Origin of the sequence: Streptomyces sp. NPDC015130 (assembly GCF_043080005.1) — a bacterium.
Lineage (GTDB): Bacteria > Actinomycetota > Actinomycetes > Streptomycetales > Streptomycetaceae > Streptomyces.
Window position 1 is genome coordinate 246,891 of sequence record NZ_JBIBVC010000006.1, and the last position, 22,114, is coordinate 269,004.

Annotated in this window: 15 protein-coding genes; 1 reads left to right on the forward strand and 14 read right to left on the reverse strand. The window is 73.7% G+C overall.

What is annotated here, in order from left to right:
• Positions 1–12 precede the first annotated feature (12 nt).
• The 13 genes from ACF08F_RS15040 to ACF08F_RS15100 all read right to left on the reverse strand — a co-directional run bounded on the left by ACF08F_RS15040 (position 13) and on the right by ACF08F_RS15100 (position 17,741).
• Positions 13–1,338 (reverse strand): VWA domain-containing protein, encoded by a 1,326-nt coding sequence (locus ACF08F_RS15040; protein ID WP_392298912.1) that lies wholly within the window; start codon positions 1,336–1,338, stop codon positions 13–15.
• Between the two features lie 97 nt (positions 1,339–1,435).
• Complete coding sequence (locus ACF08F_RS15045) at positions 1,436–2,869, reverse strand: PP2C family serine/threonine-protein phosphatase (protein WP_392298913.1); 1,434 nt, start codon at positions 2,867–2,869, stop codon at positions 1,436–1,438.
• 2 nt (positions 2,870–2,871) lie between these two features.
• Positions 2,872–5,502 carry a tetratricopeptide repeat protein gene (locus tag ACF08F_RS15050; protein WP_392299118.1) on the reverse strand — a complete coding sequence of 877 codons (2,631 nt, stop codon included), beginning with the start codon at positions 5,500–5,502 and terminating at the stop codon, positions 2,872–2,874.
• A 59-nt stretch (positions 5,503–5,561) separates the two neighbouring features.
• The gene (locus ACF08F_RS15055; protein WP_392298914.1) at positions 5,562–6,839 is read right to left on the reverse strand and encodes a hypothetical protein; all 1,278 of its coding nucleotides are present in this window, start codon (positions 6,837–6,839) and stop codon (positions 5,562–5,564) included.
• Positions 6,840–6,894: 55 nt separating this feature from the next.
• On the reverse strand, positions 6,895–7,938 hold the full coding sequence (locus ACF08F_RS15060) for a transporter substrate-binding domain-containing protein (RefSeq protein ID WP_392298915.1): 1,044 nt from the start codon (positions 7,936–7,938) through the stop codon (positions 6,895–6,897).
• A 17-nt stretch (positions 7,939–7,955) separates the two neighbouring features.
• Positions 7,956–9,386 carry a hypothetical protein gene (locus ACF08F_RS15065; RefSeq protein ID WP_392298916.1) on the reverse strand — a complete coding sequence of 477 codons (1,431 nt, stop codon included), beginning with the start codon at positions 9,384–9,386 and terminating at the stop codon, positions 7,956–7,958.
• A 240-nt stretch (positions 9,387–9,626) separates the two neighbouring features.
• Positions 9,627–10,610, reverse strand: coding sequence for an N-acetylglucosamine kinase (locus ACF08F_RS15070; RefSeq protein ID WP_392298917.1), 984 nt, complete (start codon positions 10,608–10,610; stop codon positions 9,627–9,629).
• Positions 10,601–11,866 carry a 6-phospho-beta-glucosidase gene (locus tag ACF08F_RS15075; protein ID WP_392298918.1) on the reverse strand — a complete coding sequence of 422 codons (1,266 nt, stop codon included), beginning with the start codon at positions 11,864–11,866 and terminating at the stop codon, positions 10,601–10,603. The genes ACF08F_RS15070 and ACF08F_RS15075 overlap by 10 nt, the downstream gene beginning before the upstream one ends.
• A gap of 8 nt (positions 11,867–11,874) precedes the next feature.
• A complete protein-coding gene (locus ACF08F_RS15080) occupies positions 11,875–12,765 on the reverse strand; it encodes a carbohydrate ABC transporter permease (RefSeq protein WP_392298919.1) in 891 nt (296 codons plus the stop codon).
• A gap of 3 nt (positions 12,766–12,768) precedes the next feature.
• The gene (locus ACF08F_RS15085) at positions 12,769–13,767 is read right to left on the reverse strand and encodes a carbohydrate ABC transporter permease (protein WP_392298920.1); all 999 of its coding nucleotides are present in this window, start codon (positions 13,765–13,767) and stop codon (positions 12,769–12,771) included.
• 16 nt (positions 13,768–13,783) lie between these two features.
• Entirely contained in the window at positions 13,784–15,130 is a 1,347-nt protein-coding gene (locus ACF08F_RS15090; protein WP_392298921.1) for an ABC transporter substrate-binding protein, read from the reverse strand.
• Between the two features lie 59 nt (positions 15,131–15,189).
• Entirely contained in the window at positions 15,190–16,404 is a 1,215-nt protein-coding gene (locus ACF08F_RS15095) for an ROK family protein (RefSeq protein WP_392298922.1), read from the reverse strand.
• Between the two features lie 260 nt (positions 16,405–16,664).
• A complete protein-coding gene (locus ACF08F_RS15100) occupies positions 16,665–17,741 on the reverse strand; it encodes a mechanosensitive ion channel family protein (protein WP_392298923.1) in 1,077 nt (358 codons plus the stop codon).
• 267 nt (positions 17,742–18,008) lie between these two features.
• Here ACF08F_RS15100 and ACF08F_RS15105 point away from each other — a divergent pair, with 267 nt between their 5' ends.
• Positions 18,009–18,572, forward strand: coding sequence for an HNH endonuclease (locus ACF08F_RS15105; protein WP_392298924.1), 564 nt, complete (start codon positions 18,009–18,011; stop codon positions 18,570–18,572).
• 135 nt (positions 18,573–18,707) lie between these two features.
• Here the strand turns inward: ACF08F_RS15105 and ACF08F_RS15110 are convergent, their stop codons facing one another.
• Positions 18,708–21,917: a beta-N-acetylglucosaminidase domain-containing protein gene (locus ACF08F_RS15110; protein ID WP_392298925.1), complete on the reverse strand. Its 3,210-nt coding sequence runs from the start codon at positions 21,915–21,917 to the stop codon at positions 18,708–18,710.
• Between the last annotated feature and the right edge of the window lie 197 nt (positions 21,918–22,114).

The window sequence follows — 22,114 nt, forward strand, 5'->3', positions numbered from 1 at the left end:
CCGGTGGCCGGGCTACCTCTTGACGCGAACGGTCTTGGTGGAGCGGGTCTCGAGTGTCATCTCGTCCGCTTCCGCGACCTTCGCCTTCAAACGCACAGTACCCGTCGCCGCGTCGACGACGTCGACCACCTTCGAAAGGAGTTTCGCCGTATCAGCGTTGCCGGAGGCCGCCGCGAGCTGGACGGCACGGCCCAGTTTGGCCGTCGCGCCGTCCCGATCGCCCGATTTGCGGGCATCGAGACCCTGCTGGATGACGTGCGCGAGCTCCGCCTGCCCCGTGTAGTGCGCGACCTGCGGGTTGATGGACGTGGACATCGCGAGGTCGTCGGTCCACACCGCCCGTACCAGTCCTTGAGACAGCGGCCGGGGGTCGCCGCCCGCCGGGTCCGGGGCGATCAGGGAGACCCGGGCGGCGAGCATCTCCTGGCCGACGGCGGCCTGCGGGACGCGCACGTTCACGTGGTAGTCGCGGGACTCGTCGCCCCACGAGCCCGTCGGGTAGTCCCCGGCGCGCGGCCCGGCCTCGGTTCGCCGCCCGGTCAGGTCCTCGACCGTCGGCGCGACCTGCTTCACGTACCCGATCTCCACCCCGACCGGCGTCCACAGGCGCAGGACGACGTCCGCCACGCCCTTGCCCATCGCGTGCTCCATCATCACCGTGAAGTCCTCGGCGAGACCGGCCGGGTCGGCGACGATGTCGGCCGTGCCGAGGAGCGCCGAGGCGATCCCGGTGACCTCCTTGACCTCCCAGTCGGTGCCCACCCCGCGCGCGTCGCAGGTGAACCGGCCCGCGCAGGCGTCGAGCGCGGCCCGCAGCTCCTCGGGCGACTCGTGCTCGTTGCGGCCGTCGGTGAGCAGGATGCCGTGCCGGATGGTGAGCTCGGCGGAGGAGAGCAGCCGGTCCGCGAGCCGCAGCCAGGTGCCGATGGCGGTGCCGCCGCCCGCCGACAGGCTCCGCAGCGCGTGCTTGGCCTCGGCCCGGGTCCGGGCGTCCGCGACGGCGAGCCCGCCGTTGCCCGGGTACACCTCCTTCGCCACGTGCGTCCCGGCGACGACGGCGAAGGAGGTGCCGTCGCGCAGGGTGTCGACGGCGGCGGCGGTCGCCTCGCGGGCGCCGCGCATCTTGGTGGCGGGGTAGTCCATCGAGCCGGAGCAGTCGACCATGATCACCACGCCGGCCGCGCCGCCGTCCGCGTACCCGGGGACCCCGGTGGTGCCGCCGCCGGTCGAGGTGACCGTCACGATGGCGCTGACCTCGCGTCCGCCCTCCGGCAGGAACTCGTTCTGGTACACGTCCACGGAGAACCGCGGCACGGTCGGCTTGGCGAAGTTCGCCATCTGTTTCGGCTCCTCGGGTGGCGACGGGGAAGACGGGGTGGGCGGGGCGGACGGGTGGGTCGGGGAGGGACGCGAGGGCGGGTGGACCGGCGGCGGCTCAGGCGGATCCTGCCCCGGGGGGCGTGACCGTGAACGGCAGCAGCGCGACCGTGATGTTGTCGTGGCCTCCGCCGTCGAGCGCGTGGCCGACGAGGACCTGCGCGCCGTGCAGCGGGCGGCCCGCCGCGTCCGCCGGGACGACCCTCGCCATGTCCTCGGGGCCCTCCGCGTAGTTCCAGAGGCCGTCCGTGCAGACCACGACCACCCCGGAGCGGTCCGGCTTGAACGCGGCGGTGTGCGGGTCGAGTTCGTACGCGTCGGCGCCCAGCCAGCCGGTGATCGCGTGGGCGCGCTCGTCCGCGTACGCCTCGGCCTCGTTCATCAGGCCCGCCGCGACCATCTGGGCGGCCCACGAGTCGTCCTCGGTGAGCCGCGCGGCCGGGGTGCTGCGGTCGTCCGGGACCCAGTAGACGCGGCTGTCGCCGACCCAGCCGACGACGAGCAGGCCGTCGGCGACGACGGAGCCGACGATCGTGCAGGCCGGCGAGTTCCGGTGCGGGTCGTGCTCGGCGCCGTCCCGACCCGGCTCCTCCGCGAGGGAGTTGACGGCCTCGGAGGCGGCGACGATCGCCTCGTGCATCGCCTGCTGCGGGTGGATCCCGCGGGGCAGCGCGGCGAGCAGCGAGGCGCCGGCCGCCTGTGCGGCGGCGGCGGAGGCCTCGTCGGGACGGGTCGCCGAGGAGACGCCGTCGCAGACGATGGCGAGGGAGGCGGGGGAGCCGTCGGGGAGGGTGGTCGCCGAGACGGCGAACGAGTCCTCGTTGCGGTGGTGGCGCAGGCCCCGGTCGCTGACGGCGGCGACGGTGCCGAGCTCCTGCTCCATGTGGTCCCGCTCGCGCGGCTGCGCGTGCCCGCAGTTCTCGCAGTAGCCGTCGGTGTCCACCCGCCCGGCCCGGCAGGCCACGCAGAGGGAGGCCGCGCCGGAGCCGGGAGCGGGCGGCTGGGCGGGTGCGGGCGGCTGGGCCGGTGCGGGCGGCTGGGCGGGTGCCGGGGGGTGGGCGGGTGCCTGGGGCGGATCCACCTGTACTGCGGTACGAGGGTCGGGGGCGGCGAGCTCGAAGTCCCCGCCGGACGAGGGCGCGCCCTGCGGGTCCGGTGCCGGTGCCGGTGCGGCCTCCGGGAGCGGGCCGTCCGTGCGGACCTCCATCGTGGGCAGGTCACGGCCGCCGGAGTCGGTGCCCGGCAGGTCCCCGGGGTGCTGGGTCATGGTCGAGAGCGAGCCGGCGTCCCGGGGCGGGGCGGCCGGCCAGACCACGGGGGTGCCGATCGCCACGGTCGGACGGTCCGGCTCCGTCCCGGCCGCCGCGACGGCCGACAGGTCGTGTCCGCACGCCCCGCAGAACCGGTCACCCGAGTCCAGCGGCTCCGCGCACTCCGGGCAGGCGGCGAGTCCGTGCGACAGCTTCGGCTCCGGATTCGGCTTCTGGGACATCTTCACACCCACGTCCTGGGGCGGAAGCGGTTGGCCCGCTCCACCAGTTCGATCCTCTCCTCGCCCCGCTGGGCGAGCCGGGCCAGCACCCGGTACGAGCGTTCGAGGCCGAAGCGCAGTCCGCGCTCGTCCAGTTCACTTCCGAGCAGCAGCGCGCCGCCGCCCGGCGCCGCACCGGGACTACCGGAGAGTACCCAGTCGAGGGCCGTCCCGAGGACCTCCGTGGCCAACTGCTCCCGGCGGACCGCGTCGAGACCGAAGCCCTGGAGCGCGGAGACCTGCGCCGCGGCGGCCGTCAGTTCCGCGCCGAGCGGCTCGTGCGCCGGGCGCCGCCGCAGCCGCGCCCGCACGGCCGCGACCCGGGCCGCCGTGTAGTGGATCGAGGCCTCCGGCACGGACTCCAGGGTCTGTACGGCTCCGGCGCGGTCGCCCGCCGCGAGCTGCACCCGGGCGAGGCCGAAGGCCGCGCTGACGAAGCTCGGGTCGGTGGCCCACACGAGCCGGTAGTACTCGGCGGCGTTGTCCAGCTGGCCGAGGACCTCGGCGCAGATCCCGAGGGCCAGCTTCGGCGCCGGCTCCCCGGGGAAGGCGTCGTAGACCGCGTCGAAGGCCAGGGCCGCGAGCGCGTGGTCCCCGGTCACCAGGGAGGTCACGCCCCGGTACCAGACGACCCGCCAGTCGTCCGGGTCCCGCTCCTCCAGCGCGGCGAGGGTCCGTACGGCGGTGGGCGCGTCGCCCAGTTCCAGGTGGGCCCGGAGGGTGCGCAGCCACAGTTCGGCGGAGGGCACGGGCGCGGCATGGAGCGCGCCGAGCAGCTCGGCGGGGGCGGCGGCCGCGAGACCGGCGAGGAACCCGGCGTTCGGGTCGCCCGTGTCGACCCGCGGCACCGGCAGCGCGAGCGCGGTGGCGGGCGCGTCGACCGCCCCGAGGAGCCACCCGAGCCCGGCCCCGGTCCCGACGGGGACCGTGCCCGGAACCGATCCGGGAGCCGATCCGGCAGGCGTGCCCGGGACCGTGCCCGGGACCGTGCCCGGGACCGTGCCCGGCGCTGATCCGGGAGCACTCCGAGTCGAAGCCGAAGCCGAAGCCGAAGCCGAAGCCGAAGCCGAACCCGGAGCCGGAGCCGTAGGCGCTTCCTGCCGTCCGCCGCCCCGCTTCCCGTTCCGCCTCCCCGTGCCCTTCCGGGCCCCGAGCAGCGACACGTCCTCCGTCAGTTCGGCGAACAGCGCGGTGTCCGTCACCCGGACCTCCGTGCCGAAGAGCGTCGACAGCGCGGGACGCGGACGCCCCGACTGGAGCGCCACCACCTCCCGCAGGACGCCCGTCAGCTGCTCCGCCATCTCCTGCGCCGAGGAGAACCGCCGCGCCGGGTCCGGATCGGTGGCCCGGACCAGGAAGCGGTAGTACGACTCGTACGTCCGGAAGACCGCGATGTGCTCCGGGTCGGGCAGCGAGTCCACGAACACGTTCGTGTAGCCCTGGAAGTCGAACGTCATCACGGCCAGCGTCCGCGCCACCGTGTACAGGTCGCTGGCGACCGAGGGCCCGACCTCGGCCACCTCCGGCGCCTGGTAGCCGACCGTGCCGTAGATGGCCGACTCGTCGTCGTCCATCCGCCGGACCGCGCCCATGTCGATGAGCTTCAGCTGGTCCTCGGTCTGGATGGCGTTGTCGACCTTGAAGTCGCAGTAGAGCAGGTTCCGGCTGTGCAGATGGCCGAGCGCCTCCAGGGCCTCGATGCCGTACGCGCAGGCCTGCTCCACCGGCAGCGGGTCCCGTCGGCCGTCGGGGGTGCGGCGGTCGTTGGCGATCTCCTTGAGCGACTTGCCGCCGACGTACTCCATGACGATGTAGCCGTCCAGGGAGCCGGTGCGCTGGTCGAGGTGCTCGACGAAGTTGTAGATCCGGACGATGTTGGAGTGCTCGATCTCGGCGAGGAAGCGGCGCTCCGAGATGGCCGCGGCCATCGCGTCCTGGTCGCCGGTGTCGAGCAGGCCCTTGAGCACCACCCACCGGTCGGAGACCGCCCGGTCGACGGCGAGGTAGACCCAGCCGAGCCCGCCGTGCGCGAGGCATCCCGCGACCTCGTACTGGCCGTGCACGATGTCCCCGCCGCGCAGCTTCGGCACGAAGGAGTACGGGTGCCCGCACTTGGTGCAGAAGCCCTCCGTGCGGCCCGGCCGGTCCCCGCGCGAACGGCCCACCGGAGCGCCGCAGTCGGAGCGGGAGCAGAAACGCTTCCGCTCGGGGACCTCCGGGTTCTCCATCACCGCGTTCCGCGGGTCCGGCCGCGGCACCTCCGGGATCGTCACCAGGCCCGCGCCCAGCCGGTTCCGGGCGGACTGCCCGGTCGAGGTGCCCGAGCTGCGCACCGACACCGAGCGGCCCCCGGAGCTCCCGGAGAGCGAGCGCGAGAGTCGGCCCGAGACCGAACGGCGGGAGGTCGACGAACGCGACGAGGCCCGCGAGGACGCCCGCGAACTGCTCCGCGAGGAGCTGGAGTCGGGCCCCGCGACACCGCCCGCGCCCTTGCCGGGCACGGCCATGCCGGTCGGCGTCGACCCGATCAGCCCGCCGGGCGCGACGACCGGGGCGAGCCCGCAGGTGTCGCAGTAGAGCTCGCCGCCCCCCATGTCCTCGTACGAACCCTCGCACGAGGGACGCTGACAGCTCCCCACACCCGTCTCCCCGCTCACCACTGTCGTCCTCCGGCATCTCTCGGGCCGGACAGCACGTCCGCCGCGGCCTGCTGGTAGCGCAGTACGGCCTGCTCCGCGACCCGCAGGTCACAGGGCGCGCTCCACAGCATCCGGCGTGCCGTGTCGTACCGCTCGACGAGCAGCGGGTCCTCCGCCGCCCCCAGCCGTGCCACCTTCGCCTTGTACGCGTCGAGCCTGCCACGCAGCTCGGCCCGGACCGCGAGCGGTGCCGTCACCGCGGTCAGCGACTCCCGGGCCCGCATCAGCTCGTCCTCCGCCTCCCGCTCCAGGGAGTCCAGGAGCGGGGAGAGCCGGTGCCACTGCTGGTGTCTGCGGTACTCGGCGGCGGTCGCGAGCCGCTCCTGGAGCGCCGTCGGCGGCCCGCTGACGGCCGGCACCTCGGACGCGGCGATCTTCGCGAGGACCTCGCCGCGCGCGGACCGCGCCTCGGCGAGCGTCCGGTCCGCCCGGGACAGCACGTCCCGCAGCCGCAGCAGCCGGTCCTCGGAGTCCTGCCGGACCGCGAGGACCGCCTCGATCTCGCGCCGGATGTCCTCCAGGGCCAGGGCGGCCCGGTCGTACCGGTCGGTGTCCGGCCGCCCGCCGCCGGGCGCCGAACTCCCCACGGCGGGACGCCAGAAGGCGAGCGGATCGGTCACGACCTGCGCGCGCAGCAGCGTCAGCTCGGCCGTGATGTCCTCCAGCTCGTCGCCGGCCGGGTGCTCCCCGGGCCGCACGCCCACCGAGTGGGCGAGCGAGCGCGTCCGGCCCAGCTCCGCGGCGAGGAGGTCTATCCGGGCGGGCAGCGCCGACCAGACGGCGTCGGAGGTGACGATCACGTCGAGCGAGGAGGCGTACAGCTCGTTCATCCGGCGGACGAGCCCTTCGAGCGTGAACCGCTCGGAGAGCAGCCCCTGTTCCCCCGCCCCGCCCGCGACGTGGACGCTCTCGCCGCGCAGCCGGTCGGTCAGCTCCACCAGCTCGTCACGGCCGGGCCAGCGGCGCCGCGCCCGCACCTCGTGGGCCTCGCGCAGGGCACCCGCGTACACGTCGAAGCAGGTCCAGAGCAGGGCGATGGTCCGCTCGGCGGACGCCCAGCGGTCCCGGGTCGTGCCGGTCAGCTCGGCACCTTCGAGCAGCCTGCGGCCCGCGTGGTCCTGGAGGGCGAGGAGCGAGTCCTCGATCGCCTTGTGCTCGGCGCCGAGCCGCGCCAGCGCACGGTCCGCCTCGTCCCGGTCCATCACCGGCCCGGGAGGTCCCGTGACGCCCATCGATCACCTCTTCCGCCGCGGGTACAGGGGCTGTGTGCCGGGTCTGCCGGCCGGGTCACTTGTAGAGGGGTTCCGGCGGCCCGGATATCCCGGGCAGGTCCGCCTTCAGCCAGCGCTCGTAGGCCTTCTGCCAGGGGCCGTTCCGGTAGTCCACGAGGACCTTGTTGACCCGGCGGACCAGGTCGTCGTTCCCGAGCTTGGCGGCCACCCCGTAGTACTCCGTGGTGAACGGTCTGCCCTTGAGCTCGACGGCCGGGTCCTGGGCGGCCTGGCCGGCCGCGAGCGCGTTGTCCGTGACGACCGCGTCGACCTCGCCGAGCTGGAGCCGGGCCAGGCAGTCCAGCTGGTTCGGGACGGTCAGCAGGTCCTTGTCGTCCTTGGTGCCGTCGGCCTCGTCCTTGAAGACCGCGCCGAAGGAGTTCTTCTCCAGCTCCTCGTAGGCCGTGGACCCCTCGGCGGTGCAGATCCGCTTGCCGCGCAGCGAGGAGTCGTAGCCGGTGATGTCCTCGGCGAGCTTGGGCGCCAGGACCTGCTGCCCGGCCTTGAAGTAGGCGGTGGAGAAGGCGACCTGCTGGATCCGCTTGCAGTTGATCGTCATCGTGCGCACGACGAGGTCGACCTTGCCGCTGTCCAGCGCGGCGATCCGCTGGTTGGTCGGGATGGCACGGAAGATCACGGCGTTCTCGTCGCCGAGGACGTCCCGCGCGATGGCCCGCGCCAGATCGATGTCGAACCCCTCCAGCGTGCGGCTCTCCGGGTCCCGGTAGCCCCAGCGGTAGCTGGACTGGTCGACGCCGACGACGAGCTTCCCGCGCGCCTTGATCGCCTGGATCGAGGGGCCGTCCGCCGCGTCGGGCCGGAGCGAGGCCTCCGGGTTCTCGCAGGTGTCCGCCGCGGCCCGGGTGCCGACCTGCACGCCGGTGCCCACTCCGGGGCCGGTCGTCCGGGGCGTCGCGTCCGCGGCGCTTCCGTCGTGCGTCAGCGGCAGCAGGGTCAGCGAGGCGGTGAGCCCGCAGGCCACGGCCATGGCGGCGACCCCGCCCCAGCCACGCAGCCGCTGTGCGGCCCGCCGCACCAGCGGGTCCGTGCCGTTCGGCATCCCGCCCCCTCTCGCCTTCACCGGTACTCCGACAGTCTGCGGTTGATGCCGAGCACGGCGCCCGCCGCGCCCAGGATCCCGAGCGCCGCCGCGCCCAGCGGCAGCGCGCCCAGCGCGTCCCTGGCGTCGCCGGCGGAGCGGGTGAACTCGGCCTGCTCGTGGGCGAGGGCCCGCTCCAGGGCCGCGTCGACCTGGTCGAAGGACTGGCCGGTCGTGTCCTTGGCGCCGACGATCCGGCTGAGCGCGCCCTCGAAGTTGCCGGCCTCGTCCTCGGCGCGGGCCGCCTTGTGGCGCTTCTGCCAGTCGGCCGTGCGCGAGGCCGCCTCGTCCACCGGGTCGCGCCCGGCGTCGTCGTCGGCGAGCTCCCGCGCCGAGGCGAGCGCGGTCGTCAGGGCGGTCATGCTCGCCGTGTAGTCCGCCTCGTACTTGTCGTTCTTGCCGTCCTCCGTGAGGACGGCGCCGCGGGCGACCACGGCGAGGTTCTCGTTGGCGCGGGCCGTGAGCGAGCTGATCCGGGCCTGGTTGAGGAGCTGGAGGGACTCCTGGCCGTGGGCCCGGGCGGTGTTCAGCTCGGCCCGTACGACGGTGTGGGCGGCGAGGAGCCAGACCAGCACGACCAGCGAGGCGGCGGTGGCGGCGAGGAGGCCCTGGTTGAACACCCGGTGGGTGCGGGTGTAGTTGCGGCGCTGCGCCCAGGCCAGCACGGCGAGGGCGAGCAGGCCGAGCCCGAGCGAGAGGAAGGGCCAGGTGCGGGCGGCTTCGTCGTCCTCGTGGAGCCGTCGGGTCTCCGCCGCGTACAGCCGCTCGGCGGCCGGCAGGAGCTCCTTGGCCATCTGCTGGTTCGCGTACCGCAGGTAGGCGCCGCCGAGCGGCAGGCCCTGGCGGTTGGCGGCACGGGCGCGCTCGATCAGGCCCGTGTAGCGCGGGAGCTGTTCGTTGAGCGTGGTGATCTCGCGGGCCGACTCGCCCGAACCCCCGGTGTTGGCCGCCGCCTTCACGAGGAGGCGGGCGGCGGTGGCGATGTCCGCGTCGTACCGCTCGCGGGAGTCGGCGGGCTCCAGGGTGCCCGCGAGGAAGCCGCTGGCGGCGGTCGTGTCGGCGTCGGCGAGGGAGCGGTAGACGGCGGCGGCGTCGGCGCTCAGCGGCTGGCTGCGGCTGACGACGTCGTCCGCGGCGGAGCCGCGGTCGGCGACCTCGAGGGCGGTGACGGCCCCGAACGCGACGACGAGCAGCGCGAGTACGGCTCCGAGGATCTGGAGCCGGCCGGGCTCGGTCGTCGCGGCCTCGCGGAGCCGCTCCCGGCCCACGGCCCAGGCCCCGCGTCCCGCGGGCGGGCCGCCGGCGGGCGCGGCGGAGGGCTGTGCCGGCACCGTGCCCGGGCGCGCCGGTGCGGGCGCCGTGCCCTGCGCCGTCGCCGGGGCGGCGGGCGCGTTCGGCGGGTATGTCACTTGACCTCCCCCTGGGTCGCTGACGTCGGGCCGTCCGGCCAGCAGTATGGCCGCAGGGGCCTTCCCGCACACCGGGATTGGCGCGATCTTGTGCTTATCGTGCCTCATGCCCCCGGCACATCCGCGGGTGAACCCCCTCACCTTGAATACGTCTTCCGGCTTTGATCGGTTCCGTCCCGACTATCCCTCGAACAGGTGAACATGCGTGCGAGGCGCCTCTCGGCGCCCCGCACCCCACCGTCAGGCCCCGTAGTGCTCCCGCAGCCGGGCCGCCGCCGCCGGGTCCGCCGCCACCTCGTCCAGGGCGAGGAGTCCCGCCCCGAGGACCGGCGGCGCGGTGACGAAGCCGATCGTCGCCTTCGGAGCCCGGGCGCCGAGGAGTTCGACGAGCCGGTCCTCCAACTGCGGGTGACGCGCGGCCAGAACGCTGCCGCCCAGCATCACCGGAGCTTCCTCGTCGAGCAGCCCGAGCCGCCCGAGCGCCACCGCCGCCATGGCGGCGACCTCCTCGGCCAGCCGGTGCACGAGCGCCAGCGCGACCGGGTCGCCGCCCGTGCTCACCCGGAACAGCACCGGCGTCAGCTCGTGCCGCCGGTGGAACGCGATCCGGCCCAGGTGCACCGCCTCGATCAGCGCGTACATCGACTCCAGCCCGAAGTGCGCGGGCAGCGCGCGGGTGAGCTCGGTCGGCTCACCGCGCCCGTCCTCGCCCCGCGCCGCGTACCAGAGCGCCTCCTCGGCCAGGCCGGCGCCCCCGCCCCAGTCCCCGGAGAGCTTCCCGATCGCGGGGAACCGCGCGGTCCTGCCGTCCGGGGTCATCCCGACGCAGTTGATCCCGGCGCCGCACACCACCGCCACGCCCCGCGGCTCGTCGAGACCGGCCCGCAGGATCGCGAAGGTGTCGTTGTGCACCCGCACGGACCGGCTCCAGGCCCGCGCCACCAGCGCGGCCCGCAGCCCCTCCTCCTCGACGGGCAGGTCGGCGTTGGCGAGACAGGCCGTGACGTGCGCGAAGGAGGGCGTGAGGCCGGCGCCCCCGGCGGCCTCCCACGCCCTGCCGACGATCTCCGCGAGCGCGTCGACCGCCGTCTCCACCCCCACCAGCGGGGGCTGGAACCCGCCGCCGCGCGCCGCGCCGAGGACGGTGCCGTCCCGGGCGACGACGGCGACGTCGGTCTTGCTGTTGCCGGCGTCGACGGCCAGCAGCGTTCCGGTCAGGCCCACGCGAGGTGCTCCCGGTTGTGCGCGATCAGCCGGTCCGTGAGGCCGTCGGCGTACGCGTACTGCCCGACCAGCGGGTGCGCGAGCAGCGCCTTGAACACCCGGTCCCGGCCCCCGCGCAGCGCCGCCTCCAGTGCCAGGTCCTCATAGGCCGTGACGTTCGCGATGAGCCCGGCGTACAGCGGGTCCACCGGCGCGACCGGCAGCGGCACCGCGCCGTCCGCCCCCACCGCCGCCTGCGTCTCGACGACGGCGTCGTCCGGCAGGAAGGGCAGCGTGCCGTTGTTGTACGTGTTCACCACCTGGTAAGGCGAACCCCCGCCGCCCAGCAGGGACGCGGCCAGGTCCACGGCCGCCTCCGAGTAGAAGGCGCCGCCGCGCTTCCCGAGCAGCGCCGGCTTCTCGTCGAGCGCCGGGTCCCCGTACATCTCCAGGAGTTCCTTCTCCATCGCGGCGACCTCGGCGGCCCGCGAGGGCTTGGTGCCGAGCTCCCGCACGACCTCGTCGTGCGCGTAGAAGTACCGCAGGTAGTACGAGGGGACGACGCCGAGCCGGTCCATGACCGGGCGCGGCAGGTGCAGGTCCGCGGCGATCGCGTCGCCGTGCTCGGCGAGCAGCCGCGGCAGCACGTCCTCGCCGTCCGGCCCGCCGAGCCGGACGCCCGTCTCCCAGGTCAGGTGGTTGAGCCCGACGTGGTCGAGGTGGATCGCGGACGGGTCCACGTCGAGGAGCCTCGCGAACTTCCGCTGGAAGCCGATCGCGACGTTGCACAGACCGACGGCCTTGTGTCCGGCCTGCAGCAGCGCGCGCGTGACGATGCCGACGGGGTTGGTGAAGTCGATGATCCAGGCCTCCGGGTTGGTGCGCCGGACGCGCTCGGCGATGTCCAGGACCACCGGGACGGTCCGCAGCGCCTTGGCGAGGCCGCCGGCGCCGGTGGTCTCCTGGCCGACGCAGCCGCACTCCAGCGGCCAGGTCTCGTCCTGGTTCCGGGCGGCCTGGCCGCCGACGCGGAGCTGGAGCAGGACGGCGTCCGCGCCCTCGACCCCGGCGTCCAGGTCGGAGGTGGTGACGATCTTCCCCTCGTGGCCCTGCTTGGCGAAGATGCGCCGGGCGAGCCCGCCGACGAGTTCGAGCCGCTCGGCGGCCGGGTCGACGAGGACGAGTTCGGTGATGGGCAGGGTGTCGCGCAGCCGCGCGAATCCGTCGATCAGTTCGGGGGTGTAGGTGGATCCGCCCCCCACGACAGCGAGCTTCATGGTGTGATTCAGCCCTTCACTCCGGTCAGTGTGACTCCCTCGACGAACGCCTTCTGGGCGAAGAAGAAGACGAGGATCACAGGGGCCATGACCAGCACGGTCGCGGCCATGGTCAGATTCCAGTCGGTGTGGTGCGCGCCCTTGAAGGACTCCAGGCCGTAGCTCAGCGTCCAGGCGCCGGGGTTCTCGGAGGCGTAGATCTGCGGCCCGAAGTAGTCGTTCCAGCAGTAGAAGAACTGGAACAGCGCGACGGCGGCGATGCCGGGCTTGGCCATCGGGAGGACGACCCGGACCAGGGTGCGGAACTCGCCGCAGCCGTCGATCTTCGCGGCCTCGATGTACTCGTTCGGGATGGTCAGCAGGAACTGGCGCAGCAGGAAGATGGCGAAGGCGTCACCGAAGGCCATCGGGACGATGAGCGGCCACAGGGTGCCGGAGAGGTCCATCTGCTGGGCCCAGAACAGGTACATGGGGATGATCACGACCTGCGGCGGCAGCATCATCATCGAGATGACCAGCAGCAGCGACAGATGCCGGCCGCGGAAGCGGAACTTGGCGAGCGCGTACGCCACGGGTATCGAGGACACCACGACGAGGGCGGTGCCGAGTCCCGCGTACAGCAGCGAGTTCTTCCACCAGGTGAGGAAGCCGGGTGTCTCCAGGACCCGCACGTAGTTGTCCCAGTGCCAGGAGTTCGGCGTCAGGTCCCGGGTGAGCGCCTGCTGGTCGCTCATCAGGGAGGTCAGGAGGACGAAGACGAACGGGAGCACGAAGAACAGGGCCGCGGCGATGCCGAGCGAGTGCACGGCGATCCAGTGCAGCAGCGACCTGCGGCGGGCCCGCCTCTCGGCGGGGCTCGCCACGCGACGGGCGGGGGCGGGAGCGGTTGCGGTCGTCATGTGTCAGTCACCCGAGCCGATCAGGCCGCCGCGCCGGCGCATCAGGAGCGCGGTGAAGGCCATGGAGAAGGCGAAGAGCACCAGTGCCACGACGCAGGCGGCGCCGTAGTTGAACTGGCTGAAGCCGAGGCTGTAGACCAGCTGCGGGAGGGTCAGGGTGGAGTCGTCCGGGTAGCCGGGGACGAAGACCTCGCCGGAGCCGCCCATCTTGCCCGAGGCGACCTTCGCGGCCACGATCGGCTGGGTGTAGTACTGCATCGCCCCGATGACCCCGGTGACGACCGCGAAGAGCACGATCGGCGAGATGTTCGGCAGCGTGACGAAGCGGAACCGCTGCCACGGGGACGCTCCGTCGAGTTCGGCGGCCTCGTACTGCTCCTTCGGTACGTCGAGGAGCGCGGCCATGAAGATGACCATGAGGTCGCCGACGCCCCACACGGCGAGGACGGTCAGCGCGGGCTTGGACCAGTCGGCGTCGTTGAACCAGGAGGGTGCGGGGACACCGAGCGCCTCCAGGACCGAGTTGACCGGGCCGGTGCCGGGGTTGAGCAGGAAGACGAAGGCCAGCGTGGCGGCCACGGGCGGCGCCAGGTACGGCAGGTAGAAGAGGGTGCGGTAGACCCCGGCCCCGTTCTTGATCTTGGTGATCAGCATGCCGACGCCGAGGCCGAAGAGCACCCGGCAGGCGACCATGACGACGCCGAGCCAGAGGGTGTTCCGCAGCGCCGGCCAGAACTGGGGGAAGTCGGTGAGGACGTACGTCCAGTTCCCCAGGCCCCGCCATTCCGGCGGGTTGAGGCCGTCGTACTTCATGAAGGAGAAGTACAGCGTGGAGAGGATCGGGTAGCCGAAGGAGAAACCGAATCCGATCAGCCAGGGCGACATGAACGCCAGGGTGAGGAGGGCGTTGCGCCTGCGTCTCGACCTCAGCGTGTTCCGTCCCCCGGGGGAGACGGCGGCCGGGGCGGCCGTCTCCTTCGCGGGCAGGGTGTCCGTGCTCATGGGTGGGTTCCGGCCGTCACTTCGCCGCTGCGATGTCGCGGTCGATCTGGGCCGCGGTGTCGGCGAGACCCTTCTTCAGGTCCGTGACCTGCCCCTTCTCGTACTGCTGGGCGAACTTCTGCAGGGTGTCCTGGTAGGCGGAGCCGTTGACCGCGCCGTCCGAGGTGGTGGAGGCGGGGTGCCGGGCGATGTCCAGGAAGGTCTTGAAGCGGTCGTCGAGCTTCAGGTTCGGGGACTTCAGCGCCTCCAGGGTGGAGGGGACGTTCCCGATGCCGTTGGCGAAGCTCACCACGGCCTCGGTGTCCGTGGTCATGTACTTGACCAGCTCCCAGGCCGCGTTCTGCTTCTTGCTCTGCGGGGCGATGCCCATGATCGTGCCGGAGAGGTAGCCCTTGCCGTACTCGCTCAGCTCGTCGTCGGCGACGGGCAGCGGCGCGACGCCGACCTCGAAGGGCACCTTGGCCTCCTTGACGAAGTTCAGCCGCCACTCGCCGTCCAGCTGCATGGCGACCTGGCCGGTGTGGAAGGGGTGCTTGGCGCCCCACTCGTCGCCGAAGGTGGTGCGGTACTTGTCGAGCTTCTGGAACCCGCCGAGGGCGTCCACCAGGGACTTCTGGTAGGTCATCATCTCGGCGAACGCCGGGTCGGAGGCGACGGCCGACCTGCCGTCCGCGCCGAAGTACCCCTGGTGGCCCCACTGCGACATGTAGTGCGAGACGACCGTCTCGTAGCCGAGGTAGTTCGGCATGAAGCCGAGCCGCTCGTAGGAGTCGCCCTTGGCCTTGGTCAGCTTCTTGGCGACCTCGGTGAACTGGGACCAGGTCTTCGGCGGGGCCTCGGGGTCGAGACCGGCGTCCTTGAAGGCCGTCTTGTTGTAGAAGAGACCGTACGCGTCGGAGAGCAGCGGCATCGTGCAGCGCTTGCCCTCGAACTGCGTGTACTCCTGGAGGACCTTCGGGAAGATCTTGTCCAGGTCGAGCTTCGACTTCTCTATGAACGGCTTGAGGTCCGTGAGGGCACCCGAGGCGCAGAACTTGCCGACGTTGGCCGTGGTGAACGAGGAGACGACGTCCGGCCCGTTCGAGCCGCCCGCGCGCAGCGCCTGGCCCAGCTTGTCGTCGTTGATGTTGCCGACGATCTTCACCTTGATGTTCGGGTGGGCCGCCTCGAAGCGGGCGACGTTGTCCTGGATCGCCTTGACCTCGGAGGGCGCCGACCAGCCGTGCCAGAAGGTGATGGTGGTCTCGGCCTTGGGGTCGTCGGAGGCCGCGTTGTTCGCGGAGCCCGTACAGGCGGAGGCGAAGAGGGCGATCGAGGCGGTGGTGGCGAGCGCGGCGGCTGCTCTGCGCGGGCGTACGGGCATGACGGTGTCTCCCTGTGGCGAGGGCTTACGGCGGAAGGGGCGGGACGTGGGGCGGGCGGTCAGCGCGAGGTGTCGAAGACCTCGTCGCGCGTGGTCGCGAGGGCGCTTTCGAGGGCGCCGCGCAGCACCGGGCGCCGGGGTACGGCGGCGAGGACGAGCCTCGGGCGGGAGGCCGCGAGCTCGGCGAGCTCGGACTGGACGCGGGCGCGGAGGGGTTCGCCGCCAGCGACGAGGACGTCACCGGAGAGCACGATCAGCTCGGGGTCGAGGACGGCGACGATCGAGGCGAGGCCGGTGGCGACGCGCTCGGCGTAGCGGTCGAGCAGCTCCGCGTACCGGGGGTCGTCCCCGTGGGTCTCGGCGGCCCGGGACAGCAGGCCGCTCGCGACCGGTACGTACGGCTGCTCGGGGGTCTCGATCCCGACGGCGCGGGCGATCCGGGGCACGGCCTGGACGCCCGCGAGCTCCTGGTAGCCGCCGGAGTTGGCCTTGGTGACCTGGCGGACCAGGGGGGTGCCGGGGACGGGCAGGAAGCCGACCTCGCCGGCGCCGCCGGTGAAGCCGCGGTGCAGCCGCCCGCCGAGGACGAGGGCGGCTCCCATGCCCGCCTCGTTCCACAGCAGGGCGAAGTCGGCGTGGCCGCGGGCGGCGCCCACGCGCTGCTCGGCGATGGCGACGAGGTTGACGTCGTTCTCGTACTCGAAGGGCATGGGCAGGGCGGCGGCCAGCTCCTCCAGGAGGGTGGGGGAGTGCCAGCCGGGCAGGTGGGAGGCGTACCGCAGCCGGCCGGTCGCCGGGTCGAAGGCGCCGGGCGTGCCGATGACCAGGCGCCGCACCTCGTCGAGGGCGATCCCGGCCGCCTTGACGGCCCCGTCGAGGGCGTCGGTGACCTGGCGGACGACGCCGGCGGCGGGGCGGCCGGGGGTGCGGAGCTCGTACTCGCCGACGATCTCGCCGGTGACGTCGGCGACGGCGGCGTGGATGCGGTCGCCGTTCACGTCGAGCCCGGCGGCGTACGCGGCGCGCGCGTTCACCGCGTACAGCTGGGCGTTGGGTCCCGGCCGGCCTTCGGTGGTGCCGGTGGCGACGACGAGGCCGGCGGCCTCCAGACGGGCGAGCAGCTGGGAGGCGGTCGGCTTGGAGAGGCCGGTGAGCTTGCCGATCCGGGTCCGCGAGAGCGGTCCGTGTTCGAGGAGCAGGTCCAGGGCGGCCCGGTCGTTCATGGCCCGCAGCACGCGCGGTGTGCCGGGCGTTCCCGGGGTCGTACCGGCCATGGGGAGGTGCACCTGCCCTTCGGAGCTGATCGGGCCCGGCCATTGTGCTGCCTGCCGGGGGTCCGCTTCCCTCACTTCACTGTTAGGAAAGTTTCCTATTCGGTGGGAGGAAAATAAGGCGCCCGTCGCCGGGCCGTCAATACCCGGGAACGCAGGACGCCCCCGAAGGCAACCAAAGCGTTACCTGCGGGGGCGTCGAGGGGATCGCGTCGGCCACGCCGTGGCCGGGACCGGATCCGTGGACCGGCCACGGCGGTCGGCTACTTCGTGTCGTGCGGCTTCGTGAGGTCCGTCCTCGGCAGCGGGGTCGCCGCCGCCGACTGCGGAGAGGTCGCCGAGGCGAAGGCCGACGGGGCCGCCATGCCCGCCGTCGGGTCGGCCGCGGCCTCCTCGGCCTGGGCCGGGACGCCGCCCACGATCCGGATGCCGGCCTCGTCCAGGCCCCGCTTGATGCGCCAGCGCAGCTCGCGCTCCACGCCCAGCGCCTTGCCCGGCATCGTCTTCGCCGAGACCCGGACGGTCATCGAGTCGAGCAGCACCTCGCTCAGACCGAGCACCTCGACGGGCCCCCACAGGCGCTCGTTCCACGGCTCGTCCTTGGACATGGAGTCCGCCGCCTCGGTGATCACCGACCGCACCCGCTCCAGGTCCTCCGTCGGCCGGACCGTCACGTCCACGCCGGCCGTCGCCCAGCCCTGGCTGAGGTTTCCTATCCGCTTGATCTCGCCGTTGCGCACGTACCAGATCTCGCCGTCGACACCGCGTAGCTTGGTCACCCGCAGGCCCACCTCGACGACCTCGCCGGAGGCCACGCCCGCGTCGACCGAGTCACCGACCCCGTACTGGTCCTCCAGGATCATGAAGACACCGGACAGGAAGTCCGTCACCAGGTTCCGCGCGCCGAAGCCGATCGCCACACCGGCCACACCGGCCGAGGCGAGCAGCGGCGCCAGGTCGATCTTGAAGGCGCCGAGGATCATCAGCCCCGCCGTGCCCATGATCAGGAACGACGCGACCGAACGCAGCACCGAGCCGATCGCCTCCGAGCGCTGCCGGCGCCGCTCGGTGTTGACGAGGAGACCGCCGAGGGCCGTCCCCTCCACCGCCTGCGCCGAGCGGTTCATCCGCTCGATCAGCTTCGTCAGGGCGCGGCGGACGGCCATCCGCAGCAGGAGCGCGACGACCAGGATCAGCAGGATGCGCAGCCCGGTGTTCAGCCAGGTGGACCAGTTCTCCTCCACCCAGCTCGCCGCGTTCGTGGCCTTCTCCGCCGCCTCGTCCAGGGTCACCGGAATGGGCTCGGGTTCGGTGGCAGCCGCTAGGGCGGACCAGGACACGGGGCAACCTCCAGGTGTCGCGTACGCAGACCATCCACACTAACGGGGCATCGGACGTGGTCCTGTTGCGGTGTTCGAGGGAGAGACGGACCTCACCTGGGCAAGTAAGAGACAGGTAAGAGGAGGAGACGCCGATGTGGTCGAGAACACTCCCGGCCCGTCACCCCGATCCCGGTACGTGGTGGCGCTCCGACCAGGCCTGAGGAGAGACTGAGAGCAGTTCGTCCCGGCGCGAGCCACGCGCCGCCGGCGCCATTGGAGGCATCCGTGCCGCATGTCCTGGTCCTCAACGCGTCGTACGAGCCCCTCGGCGTCGTACCGCTCCGCCGCGCACTCGTCCTCGTGCTGGAGAACAAGGCTCTCTGCCTCGAGGAGTCCGGCGCCTTCCTGCACAGCGAGACCCAAGTCCTGCCCGCGCCGAGCGTGGTGCGACTGAAGCGCTTCGTGCGGGTCCCCTACCGGGGGCCCGTTCCCTTGACCCGCAGAGCCCTCTTCGCCCGTGACGGCGGGCGCTGCATGTACTGCGGGGGCGTCGCCACCAGCGTCGACCACGTCATCCCGCGCAGCAGGGGCGGCACGCACGCCTGGGAGAATGTGGTGGCCGCCTGCCGCCGCTGCAACCACGTCAAGGCCGACCGGCACCTGCGCGAGATCGGCTGGCGGCTGAGCCACCAACCGGCCCCGCCGACCGGCCTGGCCTGGCGGATCATCGGGACCGGACACCGGGACCCCCGCTGGCTTCCCTACCTCCAGCCGTACGGTGCCGAGGACGTGATGGCCCGGATCGACTCCGTCGCGGACGCCCCTGTGGGGGCGCTGACGAAGGGTTGAGCCGGGCCTTTCGCGTACCCGGGCCTTTCGCGTACCCGGGCCTTCGCGCACCCGGGCCTTCGCGCACCCGGGCCTTCCGCGTACGGAGGCCTTCCGCGTACGAAGGCCTTCCGCGTACGGGGACGGGGCACCCCGTCAGGGGGTGTCCCGCTCCTCCGGGGTTCCCTCGGGGCTGCCCCCGGGCCCCGCGGGCGTCTCCTCCGGCGCGCCCGCGGGCTCCACGGGCTCCACGGGCTCCACGGGCTGCTCCGGCTTCTTCGGCGGGTCCTGCGGGGCCACCGCGTACGTCTCCACCGACCAGAGGGAGTAGCCGTACGGCGTCGCCCGGGTCTCGCCCTGCACCCGCAGGAAGCGCGTGTCCGCCGCGTCCATCCGGACCGACTCCCGGCCGCCCCGCCCGTCGGAGACGGTCGCCGCCGTGCGCCAGACGCGGCCGTCGGCCGAGACCTGGACGCGGTAGCGGGAGGCGTAGGCGTCCTGCCAGTGCAGCACCACCTGGCCTATCCGCGCCGGTTCGGCCAGCTCCAGCTGCCACCAGGCGCCGTCCTCCGCCGGGGAGGACCAGCGGGTCTTCGCGTCGCCGTCCACCGCCGAGGAGGCGGGGAAGTCCGGGGTCTCGTCGCCCGACGAGGAGGCCGACGCGGCCCGCGCCAGGTCCGGGCCCGCCGTGCGAGGGAAGGCCCGCACCGTCAGGACCCGCTCCTCGCCCGCGAAGGACACCGGCACCCGGTACGTACCCGCCGGCACGTCCGCGCCCACCGACACCTCCAGGGGGACGGTCGTCCGCGCGCCCCGCTCCACGACTGCCTGCTTCGGGAGCCGGACCGCGATCCCCTTCGGGGCCTTCGCCGCCATCGGCCCGCGGACCTCGCCCGCGCGTAGCCCGGTCAGCTCCACGTCCACCCGCTGTGCGGGGCCGCCGATCTCCGCGTCCGTCTCCGTGCGGGCCAGTTCGAGCCCGGCACGCGGCCCGTCCGCGAACCACGGCACCAGCGAGCGCACGTCGGGCGCCGGCCCTCCGCCGCTCCACACGACCCGCAGCGCGTCCGCGCGCAGCCCCTTCAGGTCGGCCTGCGTCCAGCCGGAGGCGGACAGCGGGCCGAGCGCCCGCCAGCCCTCCCCGGGGACGTACGCCTCCACGCGCGCGTCCGTGCCGGCGGCGCCCGTGCCCGCACCCGCGGCCGTGCCGGCGGTCATCACCGTCAGGGCCTCCACGGGCCGGGCCCGGTCGAGCCGCACGGTGTACGAGTCGGGGGCGCGGTCCGTCCGGCTGGCGGGGGTGCGGTCGGCGCCGGTCCAGGCCGCCGACTCCGTCACCGCGCGCGTGAGGAACGGGTCGAGGACCCCCGCGCCGACCGTCACCCGGCTCGCCTCGAGGGCCTTCCGCAGGGGTTCGAGGCGCAGCTGCGCCTGCCAGGCCGCCGCGCCGTCGCCGCGCGCCTGGGCGAGCAGCATGTCGACCGCCGTCTCGCCCGCCAGGCCGTACCGCGAGAGCTGTTCGAGCCAGGGCCCCGTCTCGTCGTCCAGGGTGCCGTCGGCGGTGGCCCGGAGCCGCTCGGGGGCCTGGCGCATCACGGTGAACGCGGCCCGCAGTTCGCGCGCCGCCGCTTCCGGGGCCGGCTTGCCCGCACCGCCGCCGGGGTTCGTGCGCGCGTCCCAGAAGGCGGCCATGAGCGGCTTCAGGTAGGCCGACTCGCCCTTCGGGTCCAGGATCGAGGAGGCGTCGTTCCCGGCGAGCGCCCGCAGGGCCTCGCGGGCGGCCGGGTCCGGGCCTGCGAGGTCGTCGACGGCGGCGCGCCAGGATTCCTGCGGCCGGTAGCCCTTCGGGTTCCAGGCGTAGTCGGCGGCGGTGAAGAGCGGGACGCGGGAGGCGGCGGGCTGCTCCATGGCGTGGGCGAGGAAGGCGGCCGACCCGGCGGCCACGGCCGGGTCGCGGCCCGTGGACGGGCCGAGGAACAGCCGGTCCTGCGCGTAGTCGTTGACCGGGTAGTTGTCCATCGTGACCAGCCGGTGGCCCAGCGCCTTCCGGGCCCCGGCCAGTTCGCCGCCGGTGATCGTGCGCGGGACGACGCCGACGCCGGTCCACGCGACGCGTACGTCCGTGTCGAGCGCCCCGGCGAGCTCCGTGCGGTACTCGGTCGCGCCGTCCTGGTAGTACTCCGTCGGCAGCACCGTCAGCGCTTCGCCGTCCGGGTGCCGCTCGGCGAGGTGACGGGCGACGGCGTTGGCCACGCGCGCGTGGGCGGCTGCCGCGCCCCGCGCGTCCCGCCCGAAGGCGTCCGCGTCCTTCGAGCAGTGCCACTCGCCGTAGCCGGCGTCCGGGAACTGGAGCTGGAAGGAGCGCACCCCGAGCGCCCACATCGCGTCGATCTTCCGCGTCAGGGCCGCCACGTCCGCGTCGGAGGCCAGGCACATGGACTGGGCGGGCGCCACGGCCCAGCCGAGCGTCACGTGGTTGGCCCGGGCCCGCGCGGCGAGCACGCGGAACTCCTCCTGCTGCGCGGCCGGATAGGGCTCGCGCCACTGCGCCTGCCGGTACGGGTCGTCGCCGGGCGCGTACAGATAGCGGTTCTGCTTGGTGCGGCCGAGGAAGTCGACCTGGGCGAGGCGCTGCTCCAGGCTCCAGGGGCGGCCGTAGAAGCCCTCGGTGAGGCCGCGCTCGGCCGTGCCGGGCCAGTCGCGCACGACGACCCCGGGGATCTCCCCGCCGGCGCGGACGAGCTGACGCAGCGTCTGGACGGCGTGGAAGAGCCCGTCGTCGCCGACGCCGTCCAGGACCACGGTGTCCCGCCCCTGGACGCGGCCCGTGGCGAGCCGGTAGCCGCCGCGGGGCAGGTCGAGCCGCTCGGGCACGCGCAGCGCGCTCAGCACCGCCTCGGTGGCCTCCTCGGTCTCGCCGGACGGCCCGGCGACCCGGAACACCGGCCCGCGGCCGGGCAGTCCGGTGTGGACCGTGTGCACCCCGGCGGCCGTCAGGACCTCCCGCAGGGCCGCGAGGGCGTACGGATCGGCGCCGGCGTCCGCGAGCAGCGTGACCTCGCCCCCGAGGCGTACGGCGGGGCCGCGGCCGGTCAGCGACTGGGGCCGGGGCCAGACGGCGGGCGTCCCGGCGGCCGTCCCGGCGTCCGCCGTCGCGGACGCGCGCGTGGCCGGGGCGGTCGTGGAGGAGGCGACCGTCGCGGCGGGGGCGGTCGTGGAGGAGGCCGTCGGGGACGTGGCGGGCGCGTCGGCCGGCGGCGGTCCGGGGGCCGCCTGCACCGCGCCCGGAGCCGCGCCGCCGAGGAGCCCGCCGATGACGGCGGCGGCGACCGCCGTCGCCGTGCGCTTCCTGCGCCCGAGGTGCACGGGAACTCCCTTCGGCCCGGTGGACGGCCAGGGGTGCGGCCCGTCCGGCCGCGCCGCCGGCCGCTCTGCCGTTCGGTAACGAGTGGGTCACGAGCCCACCACCCGTCGCACTGGGGTGTCAATGCGTGTGGCCGATGTGTCGGCTTTGCCCGGCGAGCCGTCACGGAGAAGACGTCACTTCGCCACTTTCCGCCGGT